Below are 15,997 nucleotides of genomic sequence, written 5' to 3'. Positions count from 1 at the left end.
GCGAGTCGTGATCATCGGGTGGTCCTGGTGAGGTCTTTGATCCAGATCATCGAGGCGCGCACGTGGAAACTGGCGACGTAGCTGTCGGCAGTCTTGTCGTATCGGGTGGCGATGCCTCGCCATGCTTTGCGCTTGTTGATCAGGCGCTCGACGGTGTTTCGCTCCTTGTAGATGCGATCTCTCGCTTTCGTGTCAGTACGTGACCAGCACATTCCTCACTCGACGACAGCGGACAGCCCCGGTCGCTCACATCCATGACAGTGGCAGCGCAGACGGCGCGTCCCTCTGACCAGCACAACAAGCCAGTACCGGGCAGCCGCACCACTGAACCGTTCGCTGACGGGCTCTAGCCCAAGGCATCAGCGTGCAGAGTTCTCGTTGCGGATCATTCGGCGGCCGCACCGTCTCAGGCGCCGTCCCCGAAAGCCGCCGACACGGTGCGGGGGGAGGGCGCCCTGGTGATTGCCTACGCCGAGGACAAGGATCTCGACTCCACGCCGCCCTCGCGGTCCGAGATCAACCAGGAGAACGACTTCACGGTCTTCCAGCTCAGCGGCCGCATGCTGCGTCCCGAGCACGGCGCGAAGGCGCTCGCGTGGGAGAACTCCGGCACGGTCCCCTCGTACTCGGACTGTGCGGGTGTCACGAAGACGCAGGCCACCGCCAAAGACATCGAGATGAAGACCGGCATGGTCGTGTACGGCACGACGAACCAGGGCAGAGTGGTCCGGCTGGCCGTCAAGCAGTTGGCCGGGCAGGCCTTCGATGTGCGGGGCACCTTCGACGTCGTGGTGTGGGACAACACCTGAGTACGGCGCGCGGGCCGCGGCCGGGATCACCGCAGCCGAGCCCGACACCGCGACTCACCGCCCGTGGCCGGTCCAGGGAAAGGGCTGTTCCATGACCGGCCTCGGGCCCTGCCGTAATCCGCTTGCCCTGGACGGGGGTGAACCATTAGGACCGTCCGAGTGGAAGCTGAGTTCGGGTACCGCAGGACATCGATAGTGAGGTGGTCTCCGGCAAGCAACGCCGATCCCCGCGCCCACGGCAGACTGCCGCCACAAAACGAACCAGGCCATGACGTGAACCCCCACACCACCCCGTAAGGTCCGCCCTCCTCTGAGGGCGGACCTTACGGACGTGACCCTGCGCGGCCGTTAGGGGGTGCGACGCACCGGGCGAAGATGCGCCACGCACGACGCTTCGCCGGCGTGGGCTGCGGGCGCACCGGTCAGTGTCAGTCCGCCGGTGGCGAGGGCGCCCGACGCCGCAAGGGCGGCGATTCGAGCGCGAAGAGTACGCATATCTGTGCTCCGCCTACTCCGTCGGCGACGGCCGTGACGTCTGTGCCGGTGTCTTCGGTGTGCCGCCCGGGTTCGTGCCCAGGACGACGTACCACGACTTCCCCTTACGGGTTAGCGTCAGCGTCTCGTTGACGGGCCGGCCCTTGTCGTCCGTCGCGCGGACCTGGGCGTCTGCCGTGTCCGGGCCGAACTCGTGACTGACCCGGACGTCGTCCACGTGCAGCTTGCGTCCGCCCTGCGCGGCGACCAGCTTCTGCGCCTCCTCCTCCGTCCCCGCGTTCCCGGGCGGGCCGAGTTCCGCCAGAGCCTGCGCATCCCGGTCGTTGAGCGCCTTCACGTACGCGACTGCGGTGTCGCGCTCGTTTCTCGCCTTCCCCTGGTCACCACCCCCGCCCCCGTCGCTGTCGCACGCGGCCATGGACAGGACCGCGATCGCCGTCGCGCACACGATGCGAAGTGGTGTCTTCATGTCGCTCCAGAGGAAGGCGAGCCGGTGAACGATGGTGAACGATCAGGTGCGGTGCGCGTACCACGCCGTGTGCGGGCGCGCGGCGAGGAGGTTGGTGAGCTTGCGGTTGTGCGTGTTGTTCGTGTGGTACGTCAGGTAGATCTCGTCGGTGCCCGAGAAGCCCGTCACGATCATCGTGTGGTCGATGGTGTTGTCACGGTCCCAGTCCGCCTGTAGCACGTCGCCCAGGCCCATCTGCCAGACATTGGGCAGGATCCGGGTGCGTTGCGAGTGCTTCGTGGCGAACCAGTACCAGTTCTCCGCACCCGCCCAGGTGTAGCTGGTCGTCCAGGTGTGGCCGCCGTAGTACCACTTGTCCTTGTCCTTGCGGTCGAAGTACCCGCTGCCCTTCTGCTTCCAGCCACCGGCCTTCATGGCCTGCGAGACGAAGTTGGTGCAGTCGTTCCCGTAGGTGCGGTAGCTGCCGTTGGGGTTCTTCCAGTAGCGGTTCGCATAGTTGACCATCGCCGTGTAGTTGTACCCGGCGGCCAGGGCGGTTTTGTCGTTCGCGGTGCGCTGTCCGGCCACGTGGCCGGTGGCGGAAGAGGCCGTGCGTCGATCCTCGTCTTTCGCGCCTTCCGCGGGTTGCTCGGTCTTCGGCGGGGTGGTGTACGTGGTGACGTCCCCCGCGCCGAGGTCCGGGCGGTCCTCGGCGAGCACCCACTTGCCGGCCTCGTCGCGCGCGAAGGTGAGCGTGTGGTCGAGGACGTACTCCTCGGCCTTGGGCTCGTCCGCCGAGCGGACGTTCGGGTAGAAGAGGCTCGTGCTCTCTGTCAGCCGGAGCGTGGCCTTGCCGCCCTTGTGTTCCGCCGTGCCCGCGGTGACCGTCACCTTGGCGCCGGAGTAGCCGCCGCTGGCCTTCTCGTAGACGCGGCCCATCCCGGCGAGCTGGGCGAACTCCGTCGCGAGGCCGTTCCGGAGTTCCGGTGTGGCACGGTCGGGCACGACCGGGGCCAGGCGGTGGGCTCCGGCCGTGGTGACCGAGTCGGCCCGCTGCTGCAGGTACGCGCGGGCGACCCCGGTCAGGTCCCGGACCTCGCTGCCGGCGAGCGGGCGGGGCTCCGCCGCTTCCGCGGACGCCCCGCTCCCGGCGGCGGATGCCGGTACGGCCGCGGTGAGCGCCACGACTGTCGCCGTGATCAACGCGTACGGTAATCGGCGAGCGATCTTGTTCATGTTTCCCCCTGTTGTGATGTGATGCCTGTATCAGGCTGCTCTTGAAGGGGGCTCATGCGGCAGTCGCCGAGCCCTGTTGGCCGAATGTCGACGCCGATTGGCGCGAGAGCGACTTAAGGACTTGTCCGGCCGATCATATGACCGCATCGCGTACTGGTCGTTGATTTGGACATGGGGCGGGGAGTTCTAACGGACGCCGAGTGGGAACGGCTGCGGCCGTTCCTACCGCTCAGCAACGGACGTTGTGGCAGGTGGCGGGGGCACAGGCAGGACCAGCCCGTTCTCGCGCCGGCGGCGGAAGAAGGCATAGACCCGGGCCCCGTCGGGGAAACCGCGGGCATCGCCCACCAGGAAATCCCGCCCGCGGACCAGGTAGCAGATCGTGTCGAGCATCTGGCGGTGGCAGTAGACCTCGGGCTGCCCGCCCCGGCCTTCCAGCCAGGCCGGCGTGGGCAGCAAGAACCGCATCCCCCCATTCCGCGTCCGTCATGTCCGACGGATACCGGCGGGGCCGGCCCGGGTTGATCGGCAGTGTTGCCGTACACATGCGCGAGCAATCGCACGACCAGGGGGCGAGTTGAAGTCGACAGGCGCAACCGCGTACACATGTGACAACAGGGCCTCCTGGTACTGCGCGGTCAGATTCGCATCCCCGAGCTACCGAGAGGCCGTGCCCTCATGCGCGTAGAGCCGGAAGATCACTCCACCAGGAACCCTGTTCGACCCGCACGTTCAAAATTGACCGGACAGGCCAGTGACCGCGGCTGCCCAGCCCGGCCACCAGGCCGCGCCAAGGTCAGCCGCGCCGGCACGCGGCCCCCACCCGCCGAGGCACGCCGCCACCCATTTTTCGCTGGGCGCGGATGGGTCCTGTCGTTGGGGCGGCGGTTCGGCCCAGTTGGTGTCGGAGAAGCGTGTGCGGGAAGGGCACCACATCGCACGGCTCCGCACTCCCGTCCGCCCCCGGAAGCAGCGTGTACAACGGGCTCGTCAGGGTCACATTGGGCCTCAGTGTGAACTGCGGTGCTGGAGGACGAGGGATGGCCAGGTTACGAAGGGCTGCCCGACAGTGGGCACCATCGACAACCAGCAGGCTGGGCAGAACTGACTTGCCTCCTCCGATCTGCCCTGCGAACGCTGCAGGCAGCAGCCAGAAGGCCCGGCTGACACTGACGGCCTGGGGACGGGGCGGGAGGCCTGGGCTTCTGCCGATTCGGGCCGCCACCGCCGCCTCCACGTACCTACGAAACCCTCCCTCTGCCTGGGCCTGACGAGGAGCTGGCAGCTCGGGTGAGATCTCGCGCGGTCGAAACCCTCGCCCCATGCTGAGCGGTTGGCCCGCACGGCCCTCCTGGGAGACGGGGAGTTGCTTTGCACGGCGGGCGCGGTAGGCGGCCTGTCGGCACGCGTTCGAGCAGAACTGGCGACTGCGACCGGTCGACGGCTGGGTAAGCGCAGCAAGGCGCTCTCCACAACGAGAGTCTGGAGACCGTGCCTGCGGGCGATCCGATCGGCGTGGAGCCCCTGCATGAACTCGGAGAGCAGTAGGAGTTCACCCGGCTTCAGGACGGCGCGCAGTGCACGGTCCAGCAGCTTACCAACGCGCCCTCGCCACGTGGGAGAGGCTGCTGGGCGACGATCATCCAGCCACGCTGGCATCTCGCGGCAACCTCGCGGGCGTATATCGGGCAGCAGGTGATCTGGGCCGGGCGGTGCCGCTGGCCGAGCGCGCCCTGGAGGACTGTGAACGCCTGCTGGGCAACGACCACCCCAACACGCTGGCCTCCCGCAACAACCTCGCGGGAGCATATCGGGCAGCAGGTGATCTGGGCCGGGCGGTGCCGTTGTACCAGCGCGCGTTGGAGGACTGTGAACGCGTGCTGGGCAACGACCACCCGGACACCCTGGCAGCCCGCAGCAACCTAGCGGGCGCGTATGTGGCCGCCAGTGATCCAGGCCGAGCGATGCCGCTGGCCGAGCGCGCGTTGGAGGACTGTGAACGCCTGCTGGGCAGCGACCACCCCCATACGCTGGCCGCCCGCAACGACCTCGCGGACGCATATCGCGCGCTGGGCGATCTGGCCCGGACGGTGCCGCTGTACGAGCGCGGCCTCCACGACCGAGAGCAGCTGCTGGGCGAGGACAACCCCCAAACATTGCGCGCCCGCAACAAGCTCGCGGGCGCGTACCAGGCGGCGGGTGATCTGGGCCAGGCAATGCCGCTGTTTGAGCGCATCCGGGCGGACTGTGAGCGGCTCCTGGGCAACGACCACCCCGACACGCTGACCGCCCGCAACAACCTCGCCAGCGCGTACCAGGCGGCGGGTGATCTGGGCCAGGCAATGCCGCTGTTTGAGCGCATCCGGGCGGACTGTGAGCGGCTCCTGGGCAACGACCACCCCGACACGCTGACCGCCCGCGGCTACCTCGCGAGCGCGTACCAGTCCGCGGGTGATCTGGGCCAGGCAATGCCCTTGTTCGAGCGGAACCTCCACGACCGGGAACGACTGCTGGGCAACGACCACCGCGACACGCTGACCGCCCGCAACAACCTCGCCGGCGCATACCACGAGGCAGGTGATTGGGGCCGTGCAATTCCCATGCACGAGCACGCCCTAAAGGACTGTGAGCGGCTGCTGGGCAACGATCACTCCCATACGCTGGCCGCCCGCAACAACCTCGCTCGTGCATACCAGGCGGCTGGTGATCTGGGCCGTGCAATTCCCATGTACGAGCGCGCCTTGAAGGACTGTGAGCGGCTACTTGGCAACGATCACCTCAACACGCTGATCGCCCGCAGCAAGCTCGCGGGCGCCTATCACGCCGTGGGTGATACGGGCCGGGCAATGCCGCTGTACGAGCGCGCCCTGGACGACTGTGAGCGGCTGCTGGGCAACGATCACCCAAACACGTTGACCTCCCGTAACAACCTCGCATGCATGCACGAGGCGGCAGGGGACCGTGCCCGGGCGATGCAACTGTACGAGCGCACTTTGGAGGACTGTGAGCGGCTACTGCCCCCGGGACATCCGACGATTGCTCTGGTGCGGGCAAACCTGGAACAAGCGCGAATCACGTAATTGCGCCGGAAGTTGTTCGCCATTCCTCCGCGTGGCTGCATCGACTGGGCGCGAGGATGCCGTTCGCTCAGGCCGTTTCCTTCGTATCACCTCACTGACCAGATGAAGATGGCGGCGAGGCGGGGTCCGGCGAGGTAGATGGTGGTGGTCTTGTCGTATCTGGTGGCCGGGCCGCGCCACTGCTTCAGCTTGTTGATGCACCTCAAGTGGGCCGCGCCCACAGTGACCGCCGCCGTCAGACTGTCGCCGACCATCACAGGGCTCCCGGTAAGCAACCGCTTAACCGTGTCGTCGTGACCAGCACGCTTGCTGATCAGCGCTCCGTGGGGCCCGTACCAGGTCACGGTGTCCGCTTTGGAAGCCGCTCATGTCGAGGTCGGCCTGTCCGCGGCTACGACGAAGTGGCCGGGTTCGTCGCTGAAGCGGGTGGCCAGCTGCGTGGAGTGGCCGGCGCCGACCTGACCCGGCCGGTGCAGGCAGTGCGGGAGCTGCGGCGAGCGGTCGAGGAGCTGGGGTTCGTCGCGCTGCGGGTAGTGCCCTGGCTGTGGAGCTTCCGCCGACCGACCGGTTGCACTACCCGCTGTACGCGGCCTGCGTGGAACTCGGCATCCCCTTTTGCACCCAGGCGGACACACCGGCCCGCTCAAACCCTCCGAGACCGGGCGGCCCATCCCCTACATCGACCAAGTGGCGCTGGACTCTGCCGATAGCCGGTCAGGGCCTGGTGGAGGACAGCGCCAGGTCCGGGGCGGTGGCGACGTCCAGCTCCCCGGCCAGGGCCGCTCGCGCGCGTCGGGCCCGCAGCCGCGGACCGTGATTTCGAATGTGTCGTCCGCCCCCGGCGCTTCCCTCGCCGCCCTTCTGTGTTCCCAGGGAACGCCGGCAGGCGGTGCGACGGGCAGGGGGTGCGCCGCCTTCACAGCTCCTCGTCGCGCAGGTCTTCCTCATCGCGCATCTTGTCGTCCTCGGGGCGAGGGGAGGACCCCTCGACACCCGGCTCGCGCGACGGCTGGCCGGGGTGCAAGGGGGCGGGGCCGGGGTGCCCCAGGTGCTCCTGCTCCCGGCCGCCCTTGCCCCGCCTCTCGCGCCTGCTCTGCCTACCGGCCATGACGGTGACTCCCTTCGGCGCACGGACAGCGATTCCCTCCCATCAAGAGGCTCCCGCATTTCGCTCAGGCCCGCACGCAGGGTGTGTCAGGCTTTCCCGGGGGCAAGGCTCGGTGGGTGGCTCCTCTCCCGGCCGGGGCGGGATTTCGGCAGGACCGTCCGCCTCGTTCACGTCGTCGGCCCCGGGCCGCCTCCAGCTCCGCCCCATGCCGGCCGCCCACCCCACGCCCCCCGGACCGCCACGAAGTCCTCGCCGTGCTGCCCTTGGGACACCGCCTCGACGTTTTCGACCGGACGTCCCACCACGATGCGCACACCGCGCCGCCTGGGTGAGCGGCGACATCCGGGCCTCGGGGAGGTTCCCCTCCCCATCCCTGGGGTGGGCCGACGGGGAAAGGCGCCTGCCTTCCGCGGCCGCCCCTCATTCTTCGCCGGCACGGCCTACTCACCGGTTCGGCCCATCGCCCGTGACCGGCGGGCGGCTCGGGCCGTTGTGGGGGACGTCGTCCATGCCGTACTCCCTGCGGCAGGTGTGAGTTCAAGGAGATTTTGATGTCGCGTATCGCCAAGGCCGTAGCCGTTACCGCCGCTGTTGGTGCTGTCCTGGCAGGCGGGGCCGGCATGGCCGCCGCCGACGCCGTGGCGGAGGGCGCCGCCGTCGGCTCCCCCGGTGTCCTGTCCGGCAACCTCGTCCAGGTGCCCATCCACATCCCGATCAACATCTGCGGCAACACCGTCAACGTCGTCGGCTTCCTCAACCCCGCCTTCGGCAACGTGTGCATCAACGATGGCGGCGACCTCAAGGACGGCTACCACAAGGCTGACCACCACGGCGAGTCCTGACAACACCAGGTCCTGGCCTCGGCGCGCTGATCCCGCCGTCGCAGCCGGCGCCGCGCTCCGAACCAGCCGCAGCGCACAGCACTGAAACAAGACGGCCTCCCCCACTCCTCCAGGGGGAGGCCGATCGCATGAACGAGATCCAGCGCGGCGCAGCCAGAGCACAGAGGAGGAGATTCCGCTGCAACCCGTCTCGCGTACGGCGGACACACTGATCTATGACGCCGTCGAGCGCGGCTCAGCCAAGGCCGCGAAGAGCCCCGGCCCCCGATTTCCTTCGCCCCGCGGCACCTGGTGAGCGCGACCTGTTCCTGCGGGGCATAGGGCGCACCGGTCTCGTTCACCGCGGGCAGTCGCTCGCGCAGGTACAGCAGAGCCGCCGTGTCCGCCACGCCGGCCAGGTCGGCCAGCAGAAGGCCGATACGGGCGTCGTCACTGCCACCGACCGCCTGCACAATGTGCTCCGGCCCGTGGGTCCATTCTCGGCGGCTGCCCCGGGGTTGCGCCGACCGGGCCGGCCAGGGGCTTCATTCCTCTTCTTCCGCCAGGACGCGGTCGGCTGCGTAGTGCGGGCAGGACAAGCAGTGCCAGGTCACCGTGAGGCGGTCCCCGGCCGTGGCAATTGTGCGCGCCTGGGGTGCGGGCCGTCCTCGGCCGGGCCGGTCCAGTCGCCAAAGAGGCTGTCGGTGCCCGGGCCGGGGGCCCCGAGGACACCCGGCCCCCTCGTGCGCTGCGGCGGCATCGGGATCATTCGGTGTCGCCTCCGCTCCGCATTGCTGGCCAGTCTGCTCGGGCAGTCGCTGGGGCATCAGCAACGCGTCAGTCGTCCCTACGTTGTTTCCGGGATGAGCGAGCCCTTGTCTGAGGCGTGGTGTCGATCCGTCCCGCCCCGGAGAGCCCGTGCTCCGGGGCGGGTGGATACCGCTGCGCGGGTCAGGCGGCGGTGATGTTCTCCGCCTGGGGGCCCTTCTGGCCCTGCGTGATGTCGAAGGTCACGGCCTGACCTTCCTGGAGTTCGCGGTAGCCGCTGGAGTTGATGTTGGAGTAGTGGGCGAAGACGTCCGGGCCGCCGCCATCCTGCTGGATGAAGCCGAAGCCCTTTTCGGAGTTGAACCACTTCACGGTTCCGCTGGCCATGCTCGTGCCTCTCAGTCGATGTCGGATCCGCACCGCGCGGACCCGGAGGTGATCGCCCTGGTCCTGCACTGCACAGCAAAACGCCCACGCCAGGGCGCGAGCAGGGACTGCGAACCACGACATCTGAGCTGGACGCTACATGTTGCAACGGTCTATCACCAGAGAGCAGCAATCCATACATCGCCACCACGGGCTCACCACGTTCCCGCTGACCGCCGGTCCGCTGCATCCCCACCCAAGTGGTTACGGCGGCGAGGAGCCGTTTCGGCCCACGCCCCGAGAATGACACCCGCCACCCTCCGGTCAGCGGGTGATCTTGACGCCCTGAAGGTCAGCCGGTGTGCGCCGGAAGCGTGTCCTACCTTCGAGTGGCAGGGCTCGCACCCTCGCTGGGGCGGTGGTCGTTGGTCGGATGGGGGCTGATCAGCGAGGAGGTCCGCTGTGGAGCGGATCAACGTGCATCGCCTAGAGCTGCACGGGGGTGAGTTGCCCCGCCGCGCGTTGAGGGTCCGGGCTGAGGCCGCCCTCGCCCGGCGTCTGGGACTGCCGATGGCCAGCGGCGGGGCCCACCCCTCATGGCGCGGTGACCTGGGCCTGGTCGTAGTCTGCGGCCATGACTGATACCTCGACGCCGACTCCCCGGGAAGCCTTCGAGATGCTCCTGGCCGGCAACCAGCGATTCGTTTCAGGAACACCGGAACACCCCAATCAGGACGCCGCACGCCGCTCCGAAGTCGCACCGGCCCAGAACCCCTTCGCGGTGCTTTTCGGCTGTGCCGACTCCCGCCTGGCCGCCGAGATCATCTTCGACCAGGGGCTCGGCGACCTGTTCGTCGTCCGCACCGCGGGCCACGTGACCGGGCCAGAGGTACTGGGCAGCATCGAGTACGGGGCGAGCGTCCTGAACTGCCCCCTGGTGGTCGTTCTGGGCCACGACTCATGCGGGGCGGTCGCGGCCACCCGCACTGCCATAGAGGACGGGGTGGCCGCGCCGGGGTATGTACGGGACGTGATCGAGCGGGTCACCCCCAGCGTGCTGGCCGCCCGCTCCGCCGGCCTCACCCAGGACAGCGACATCATCGCCGAGCACACCCGGCACACCGTCGACCTGCTGCTGGACCGCTCACGGGTGCTCGCCGAACAGGTGAAGGCCGGAAAGACCGCCGTGGTGGGCCTGTCCTACCGGCTGGCCGACGGCAGCGCCCACCTGGTCACCACCCGCGGCCTGGACGTCACCGTCGACTCCGCATCATGACGGGCGCTCCGCCGGCCGTTGCGCAGCCACGTCATGCCGCGTATGGCCCGCGGAGCCTGTCATGCTGCCTGTCCCGTACCTCGTGCCGACCCGGCTCTTGCCGCGGAGTGCGAGGGCTGCGACAGGTGGGGAACCGTGATCACTGTCCAGGGGCGTGGCCGGTGGAGGAGGGCCGGGGTCCGGCGGCGCGGCGGAGCCGGTTGGCGATCGCGAGTCCCAGCCCCTCCTCCACCGGCAGGGACGCGATGATGAGGTCGCAGCCTTGCTGGTCGAGATCGCGCAGGAACCCGTACAGCCCGCGTGCATAGGCGGCCATCGAACCGGGGACCGCCACCACGGCGTGCGCCTTCACCGGGGCGCCGGCGAAGGAGGCAGGGAGGAAGACGCCGACCTGGTGCCCCAGCTCCTGCGCGAGCTGCGCTTCGGCGACGACCTTCTCGGGCTCGACGAGGACCACCCGCGCCCGCGGCGCGTAGTGGGACGGATGCTGGCCCGGCACCCGGACGCGGCTCGCCGTAGGGACCGCAAGCGGGTACCCCAGCACCGCTTCGAGGTCCTCGCGTGTCACCCCGCCGGGCCGAAGGACGCTCGGGGCATCGCCCGTGAGGTCGATGATGGTCGACTCGACGCCTACCTCGCAGGGCCCGCCGTCCAGCACGAAGTCGACGGCATCGCCCAGCTCGGTACGGACGTGGTCCGCCGTTGTGGGGCTGACCGAGCCGAAGCGGTTGGCGGACGGGGCCGTCACACCGCCGCCGAAGGCCGACAGCAGCGCGAGTGCGACGGGGTGGTCGGGCACGCGCACGGCCACCGTTTCCAGGCCACCCGTCGCTTCGAGGGGCACCCGGCGACTGCGCCGCAGGACCAGCGTCAGCGGCCCCGGCCAGAAGCGTTCGGCCAGCAGGCGCGCCGTCGGGGGCACGTCCTCGACCCAGTCGCCCAGCTGCTCCGCGCCACCGATGTGGACGATCAGCGGGTGGGAGGGCGGTCGCCCCTTGACCTGGAAGGTACGCGCAACGGCGGTGGGGTCCTCCGCGTTGGCGCCCAGGCCGTAGACGGTTTCGGTCGGGAAGGCCACCAGGCCTCCGGCGCGCAGCACACCGGCTGCCTTTTCGATGTCACTGGTTCTTGCCGTCACCCGCGCAATCCTCTCACTGATCCGACTCTCCACATTCCGAAGACGGGGAGCCGGCGCGTGAGCCCGAACGCATCTTGAGGTGGTGCGAGACGGTCGACTGGCCGACGGCGGCCCGCTCGACGATCTCGCCCACACTCATGGGCCTGCCTTCCCGGGCGAGCAGGTTCAGCAGACGGTCGGCTGCGAGACACCACGTCGGGGATGTCGCACACTTGTCCGCCGCCAGGCTGTCCGGCTTCTTGCGGGGTCTGCCCGGGCCTGTCCGCCGGATGCGGATCTTCTCGATCGAGCACCGGCTTGAACTGGGTGCGGCCCGCCCGCTGACCTGGTGTGACGATCAGGCCAGCGGGCGGCAGCGGCCGTCGGTGCTCAGGTGGAGCTTGGTGGTGAAGCCGCCGCGCGAGCGGCCCAGGCCCGCACCTCCAGCACCACCTCCCCCGGGCGGGCGACGAGGCTCTGCCACGCGGTTTCGCCCTGGCGTTCCGGCGGTTCGGCCCCCTTTGAGCCAGGCGCCGGAGGCGGATCTGTGCGGGCGCCGGCCGCATGCTGGTGAGCACGGACGCTGGTGGAGTCGACCGAGATATCCCAGTCGATCTCACCCGCCGCGTCGGCTGCTGCCTGGACCTGCTGGAGCAGACGCTCCACGTCCCGTCGGCCGACCACAGCCGGTGGCTTTCGTAGACGGTCTTCCACGGACCGAACCGTTCGGGAAGGTCACGCCACTGAACGCCGGTCCGCACCCGGTGCAGAATCCCGTCGGTCACCTGCCGGTGATCCCGCCACCTGCCGCAACGCCCACAGCCGCCACAGGATCCGTACGACCGTAGAACACGCCTCGTTACGGCAGGCGGGGACAAGCCACCACACCCATGGTGGGCGCCATCGTCCGACGTCCGCCAACACGATTGTGTCGTCCGGGACGCTCCGCTTCTGGGCGCACCGTCGCCGGCCCCCTGCCGCATGCCCCGGACTCGACCGCATGCCCCGGACTCGACCTCAGTCGTCGGCATCGGTGCCCCAGTCGCGACCGTCATTCCCGCCTCGGCGCCCCCGGAGCACGCCTGCGGCGGCGGGTTGACGAAACGGCTCCGCCCTGGAGGAGGGGAGCCGTTTCCGTCTCAGGTGGATGCGTCATTCAGGCGTGGCTGTGGTGGCGCCTGTTGCCGGTGACCAGACGGTAGACGGCGAGAAGAATGACGGAGCCGATGATGGCGGCAATCCACGTGGAGAGGTCGAAGAAGCCGTCGATGGAATCGACGCCGAAGATGACCTTGCCGAGTCAGCCGCCGAGAAGGCCGCCCGCGATGCCGACGAGGATGGTGATGATGATGCCGCCAGGGTCCTTGCCCGGCATCAGTGCCTTGGCAATGATGCCCCGTCTACTGGTCCTTCTGTCCGCGATGGCCGGACACGGGGCAAGGTTGCGCTCACGGAAGCCTTGGTGGGGCAGCCCCCAGGGAACTGGTCAGGCACCGAGCTTCACCCGCGGCGGCCCCGAGCACCCCACCTCCCCCCTCGACGGTGGCTGCGATGCGCCTTTGAAAGTCGGCACCGGCGGGGTGCTCGCGTCGGCTCCTCCCTACTTTCAGCTGCTGCTCCGAGTGGAGAGGTGACGGAATCGCGCTTGTCTTGTAAACAAACCCACTCGAAGCAACGCACACGGGCATATCGTCACGCTCTACCGAGCTGGCGGAACTCATGTGCAGCGCGGGGGAACAGGGACGAGAGGATGTTCGAGCGCAGCTCTCCGTCGAGGCAAGACGCGATGAATTGCGTGCAGGATACGGGGAAGTGTTCCCATCGGTCGCCGCGCGCCTCGTTCACCATGACGGTCCATTGGTCTGGTGCAAGGCCTGGTCGCACAAGCCAGTAGAGGCATTCTCCGTTGTCCGTGGTCGCCCAGGGGATGACGCGGGTCCCCTCGGCCTCCAGTTCCGCTGGCTTCTTCTCGAACTGCCACAGGTCTTCCAGGTCTTCGGCCTGGTTCTGCGCCCATTCGACGAGGTCGTAATTTTCGTTTTGGCAGCCGGGCTCTAGGACGTACAGGTAGTCGTCCCAGTCACTTCCTCCGTAGGCGTGGATGAGCTCCTTGTAGTCGGCGGGAAGCTCGACCCCGAGGGTGCGCTCGACCTCGCCCCAATCTTTCTGGCGGGGCTCGCTCGGCGCTGGGGCGATTCCGAAGAGACGTGTGAGGGCGTTGGTCATGGCGGGGTCCTGTTCTGGGGATCAATGAGTTGGACAGCGAGGCTCGCACGAGGCGATCGACCGCGCCCTCACACAGCAGCTTCGAACGGGCCGGCCCATGCGCCGGCCGAAGTCGAGGACCGCAAGGTGACCGGCCACTGGGAACGCGACCTGGTGATGGGCACACGGCCCTCGGCGATGGCCACCCTGGTCGAGCGGACCAGCCGCTTCACCACCCTCGTCGCGCTACCGGACGGCATCAAAGCCGAGAGGTCGGTGATGTCCGTGTCGTCGAGGCCGTAGGCGACGAACTCCTCGTCGTCGTACCAGCCCGCGCCGGTGAGACGGTCATGGGGGTCATCGAACCGGCGGTCGTACGCAGCCGGGAGGCCGCGTGAACGTCGATGAACGGGTGCGGCTTCCTTGAACTGGCGGGCCAGCGCGAGCGCCTTCTCCAGCCCGGGCCGCACCTTGACACGGGTTCTGATCTGCTCCTGGAAGACCCTGTGGCACTCTGCGCGGTGGAGGGCTTCGAGCTGGCTCGTCAGCTCCTGACGGGCAGTCGAGGTACGGGCGTACCCGATCCTCCGGCTCGGTGCGGAGCGCGGGGACGAGGACGTAGCGCGGGTCTGGTACTTCGCGGCGGTCTTCCCGCCCCGGGTGCGGCAGGCGCTTCCAGCGGGCGCATCACAGTTCGGGCAGTCGTGACGCTCTACCGCCAAGCTGCCTGATCGGGCGTGAGATCCATGGCGGCAGCCTCGCAGAAGTACCTCGCACAACACGCCGTTTTCGAGAGGCCTTTTGCGAAGTCATGTCGCTTCTCCAGCGGCCACGCGATGCACACGCACTGTTCCATGCCACGCGGAAGGCTCCTGGCCCTGCTCCGTGGTCATCTCGTCGCTTCCGCAGCAACGCCCGGCCGCAGCCGGGTCCGCATGCCCCAGCGGGCAAGGGATGGGCCGGTAGCACCCAGCGCCGCGAAGAACAACGCCAGCAGCAGCCAGCCCGCCGTGCCATGGCCAAGCACCACCGTGGTAAGGATCGCGGGGGCAAGAGCCTGGCCCGCGTTGAAGCCGAGGCCGAGGACACCTTGGTACTGGCCCTGGGCATGGTCGGGGGCAAGACCGAAACCAAGGGCGAAGCCCGCCGAGGACTCCCAGACCTCTCCCAGGCTATGGACGAAGATCGCCGCCAGGAACAGTCCTGCTGCCGCCCAGACAGGGGCGTACGCCGCCAGCGCCATCATCGGACAGCTGACGAGGAAGAGCACCCCCGCGGTGCGAAACGCCCTGCCGCCGTCGTACGGGGTCTCGATACGGGAGCCGATCCTGGTCTGCATCACTACGCAGAAGGCGGAATTGACGGCGAACAACGCGGCCACCGTCCAACGCGGCGCCTCGGTGTGCTCGGAGATCCAGATCGGCAGGAGCAGGGAGACCACCGGGTACTGCAGTCCCATGGCCCCGTAGAGGGCGGTGAACGTCAGGAACGGACGGTCCGCGAAGACGAGCCAGCGCCGCTGCCGCGGCGGCGCTGCCAGCACCGGATAGCGGGGCAGCAGAAGCAGAAGCACCGCGCACAGGGCGAAGCTCGCCGCGTTGCCGAGGATCAGCGTGATGTAGGCGCAGCGGGTGTCCGCGGCCAGCGCCAGCCCGGCACCCACCGTTCCCAGGACGACGCCCAGGTTGACGAAGGTGCGCAGCTTCGCCCGGAACATGGCCGGTCGCTCACCCCCGACCCGGGCCACCAGAGCCCCCCACGCCGCCCCTCCGACCGCCGCGGCGACCTGGTCGACCGTTGCGAGGATCGTGAGCGCGGCCCAGCTCTCGACGAGGGCGAGGGCCGCCATCGATACCGCCTGGACCGCGAGGGCCGGCATCATGATCACGCGTGCGCCGCGCCGGTCAGCGAGATGCCCCCCAGGTATCCCCGCGCACAAGCCGATCACGCCGGCGATGGTGAGCGCGGCGCCGACCTGCACCGCAGGCAGGCCCACGACCAAGGTGAAATAGAGCGCCGACGCCGCGTTGAACAGACCATTGCCCACCCGGTTGACGAAACTGGCGGCGACCAGCACGCGCTCCGGCCCACTGTCCCCCGCCATCCGGCCTATTCGACCTGCCAAACCGCCCTTGATCATGGACCGCAGGCTAACAGCGCCGCAGAACCCGCCGCAGTCGTACGAAGATCGCGTGCCCTAACGGCGACGCAGGCCCCGACGCGTGTTCCATCCCCTGAAAGCCGGTGCCGGCAAACGAAACGAATGAC

The 15,997-nt window shown here is 68.7% G+C and carries 13 protein-coding genes and 7 pseudogenes; 6 read left to right on the top strand and 14 right to left on the bottom strand.

The window, feature by feature from the left end:
• Positions 1-11 precede the first annotated feature (11 nt).
• Positions 12-173: pseudogene (locus ABZ128_RS11265) on the bottom strand (IS5/IS1182 family transposase); the annotation flags it as partial.
• Between the two features lie 285 nt (positions 174-458).
• Here ABZ128_RS11265 and ABZ128_RS11260 point away from each other — a divergent pair.
• Entirely contained in the window at positions 459-809 is a 351-nt protein-coding gene (locus ABZ128_RS11260; RefSeq protein WP_356847617.1) for a hypothetical protein, read from the top strand.
• A 508-nt stretch (positions 810-1,317) separates the two neighbouring features.
• Here the strand turns inward: ABZ128_RS11260 and ABZ128_RS11255 are convergent.
• Together ABZ128_RS11255 and ABZ128_RS11250 are read right to left on the bottom strand one after the other, a co-directional pair.
• The gene (locus ABZ128_RS11255; protein ID WP_356847616.1) at positions 1,318-1,773 is read right to left on the bottom strand and encodes a hypothetical protein; all 456 of its coding nucleotides are present in this window, start codon (positions 1,771-1,773) and stop codon (positions 1,318-1,320) included.
• A 42-nt stretch (positions 1,774-1,815) separates the two neighbouring features.
• Positions 1,816-2,988, bottom strand: coding sequence for an amidase domain-containing protein (locus ABZ128_RS11250; RefSeq protein WP_356847614.1), 1,173 nt, complete (start codon positions 2,986-2,988; stop codon positions 1,816-1,818).
• 171 nt (positions 2,989-3,159) lie between these two features.
• Between ABZ128_RS11250 and ABZ128_RS11245 the strand changes: the two are divergent.
• A pseudogene (locus ABZ128_RS11245) lies at positions 3,160-3,258 on the top strand (IS5/IS1182 family transposase); the annotation flags it as partial.
• Here the strand turns inward: ABZ128_RS11245 and ABZ128_RS11240 are convergent.
• Positions 3,211-3,456 carry a hypothetical protein gene (locus ABZ128_RS11240; RefSeq protein WP_356847670.1) on the bottom strand — a complete coding sequence of 82 codons (246 nt, stop codon included), beginning with the start codon at positions 3,454-3,456 and terminating at the stop codon, positions 3,211-3,213. The pseudogene ABZ128_RS11245 and the gene ABZ128_RS11240 overlap by 48 nt on opposite strands.
• A 1,109-nt stretch (positions 3,457-4,565) precedes the next feature.
• Here ABZ128_RS11240 and ABZ128_RS11235 point away from each other — a divergent pair.
• Positions 4,566-6,068, top strand: a complete 1,503-nt coding sequence (locus ABZ128_RS11235; RefSeq protein ID WP_356847612.1) for a tetratricopeptide repeat protein — start codon at positions 4,566-4,568, stop codon at positions 6,066-6,068.
• An 86-nt stretch (positions 6,069-6,154) separates the two neighbouring features.
• Here the strand turns inward: ABZ128_RS11235 and ABZ128_RS11230 are convergent.
• Both ABZ128_RS11230 and ABZ128_RS11225 read right to left on the bottom strand, forming a co-directional pair.
• Positions 6,155-6,271: pseudogene (locus ABZ128_RS11230) on the bottom strand (IS5/IS1182 family transposase); the annotation flags it as partial.
• Between the two features lie 713 nt (positions 6,272-6,984).
• Positions 6,985-7,176, bottom strand: coding sequence for a hypothetical protein (locus ABZ128_RS11225; protein WP_356847611.1), 192 nt, complete (start codon positions 7,174-7,176; stop codon positions 6,985-6,987).
• Between the two features lie 551 nt (positions 7,177-7,727).
• On the opposite strand from ABZ128_RS11225, the gene ABZ128_RS11220 reads away from it, so the two are divergent.
• Positions 7,728-8,018, top strand: coding sequence for a chaplin (locus ABZ128_RS11220; protein WP_356847609.1), 291 nt, complete (start codon positions 7,728-7,730; stop codon positions 8,016-8,018).
• A 930-nt stretch (positions 8,019-8,948) separates the two neighbouring features.
• On the opposite strand, the gene ABZ128_RS11215 is transcribed toward ABZ128_RS11220, so the two are convergent.
• Complete coding sequence (locus ABZ128_RS11215) at positions 8,949-9,152, bottom strand: cold-shock protein (protein WP_356847608.1); 204 nt, start codon at positions 9,150-9,152, stop codon at positions 8,949-8,951.
• Positions 9,153-9,765: 613 nt separating this feature from the next.
• Here ABZ128_RS11215 and ABZ128_RS11210 point away from each other — a divergent pair.
• Complete coding sequence (locus ABZ128_RS11210; RefSeq protein WP_356847606.1) at positions 9,766-10,407, top strand: carbonic anhydrase; 642 nt, start codon at positions 9,766-9,768, stop codon at positions 10,405-10,407.
• 139 nt (positions 10,408-10,546) lie between these two features.
• Here the strand turns inward: ABZ128_RS11210 and ABZ128_RS11205 are convergent, their stop codons facing one another.
• From ABZ128_RS11205 to ABZ128_RS11185, 5 genes and pseudogenes are all read right to left on the bottom strand, one after another.
• Positions 10,547-11,545, bottom strand: a complete 999-nt coding sequence (locus tag ABZ128_RS11205) for an L-threonylcarbamoyladenylate synthase (protein ID WP_356847605.1) — start codon at positions 11,543-11,545, stop codon at positions 10,547-10,549.
• Positions 11,546-11,558: 13 nt separating this feature from the next.
• A complete protein-coding gene (locus tag ABZ128_RS11200; RefSeq protein WP_356847667.1) occupies positions 11,559-11,708 on the bottom strand; it encodes a winged helix-turn-helix domain-containing protein in 150 nt (49 codons plus the stop codon).
• Positions 11,709-11,744: 36 nt separating this feature from the next.
• Positions 11,745-12,324 (bottom strand): annotated as a pseudogene (locus ABZ128_RS11195) (IS5 family transposase); the annotation flags it as partial.
• Positions 12,325-12,680: 356 nt separating this feature from the next.
• Positions 12,681-12,899, bottom strand: a pseudogene (locus ABZ128_RS11190) (GlsB/YeaQ/YmgE family stress response membrane protein).
• 317 nt (positions 12,900-13,216) lie between these two features.
• Positions 13,217-13,750 (bottom strand): SMI1/KNR4 family protein, encoded by a 534-nt coding sequence (locus tag ABZ128_RS11185; RefSeq protein WP_356847604.1) that lies wholly within the window; start codon positions 13,748-13,750, stop codon positions 13,217-13,219.
• A gap of 102 nt (positions 13,751-13,852) precedes the next feature.
• Here ABZ128_RS11185 and ABZ128_RS11180 point away from each other — a divergent pair.
• Positions 13,853-13,981: pseudogene (locus ABZ128_RS11180) on the top strand (IS30 family transposase); the annotation flags it as partial.
• 188 nt (positions 13,982-14,169) lie between these two features.
• On the opposite strand, the pseudogene ABZ128_RS11175 reads toward ABZ128_RS11180, so the two are convergent.
• Both ABZ128_RS11175 and ABZ128_RS11170 read right to left on the bottom strand, forming a co-directional pair.
• Positions 14,170-14,511 (bottom strand): annotated as a pseudogene (locus tag ABZ128_RS11175) (recombinase family protein); the annotation flags it as partial.
• 107 nt (positions 14,512-14,618) lie between these two features.
• Positions 14,619-15,869: an MFS transporter gene (locus ABZ128_RS11170; RefSeq protein WP_356847603.1), complete on the bottom strand. Its 1,251-nt coding sequence runs from the start codon at positions 15,867-15,869 to the stop codon at positions 14,619-14,621.
• Positions 15,870-15,997 lie beyond the last annotated feature (128 nt).

It is taken from the genome of Streptomyces sp. NPDC006326 (assembly GCF_040612915.1).
Classification (GTDB): Bacteria; Actinomycetota; Actinomycetes; order Streptomycetales; family Streptomycetaceae; genus Streptomyces.
This window is presented reverse-complemented; position numbering and strand designations above follow the sequence as displayed.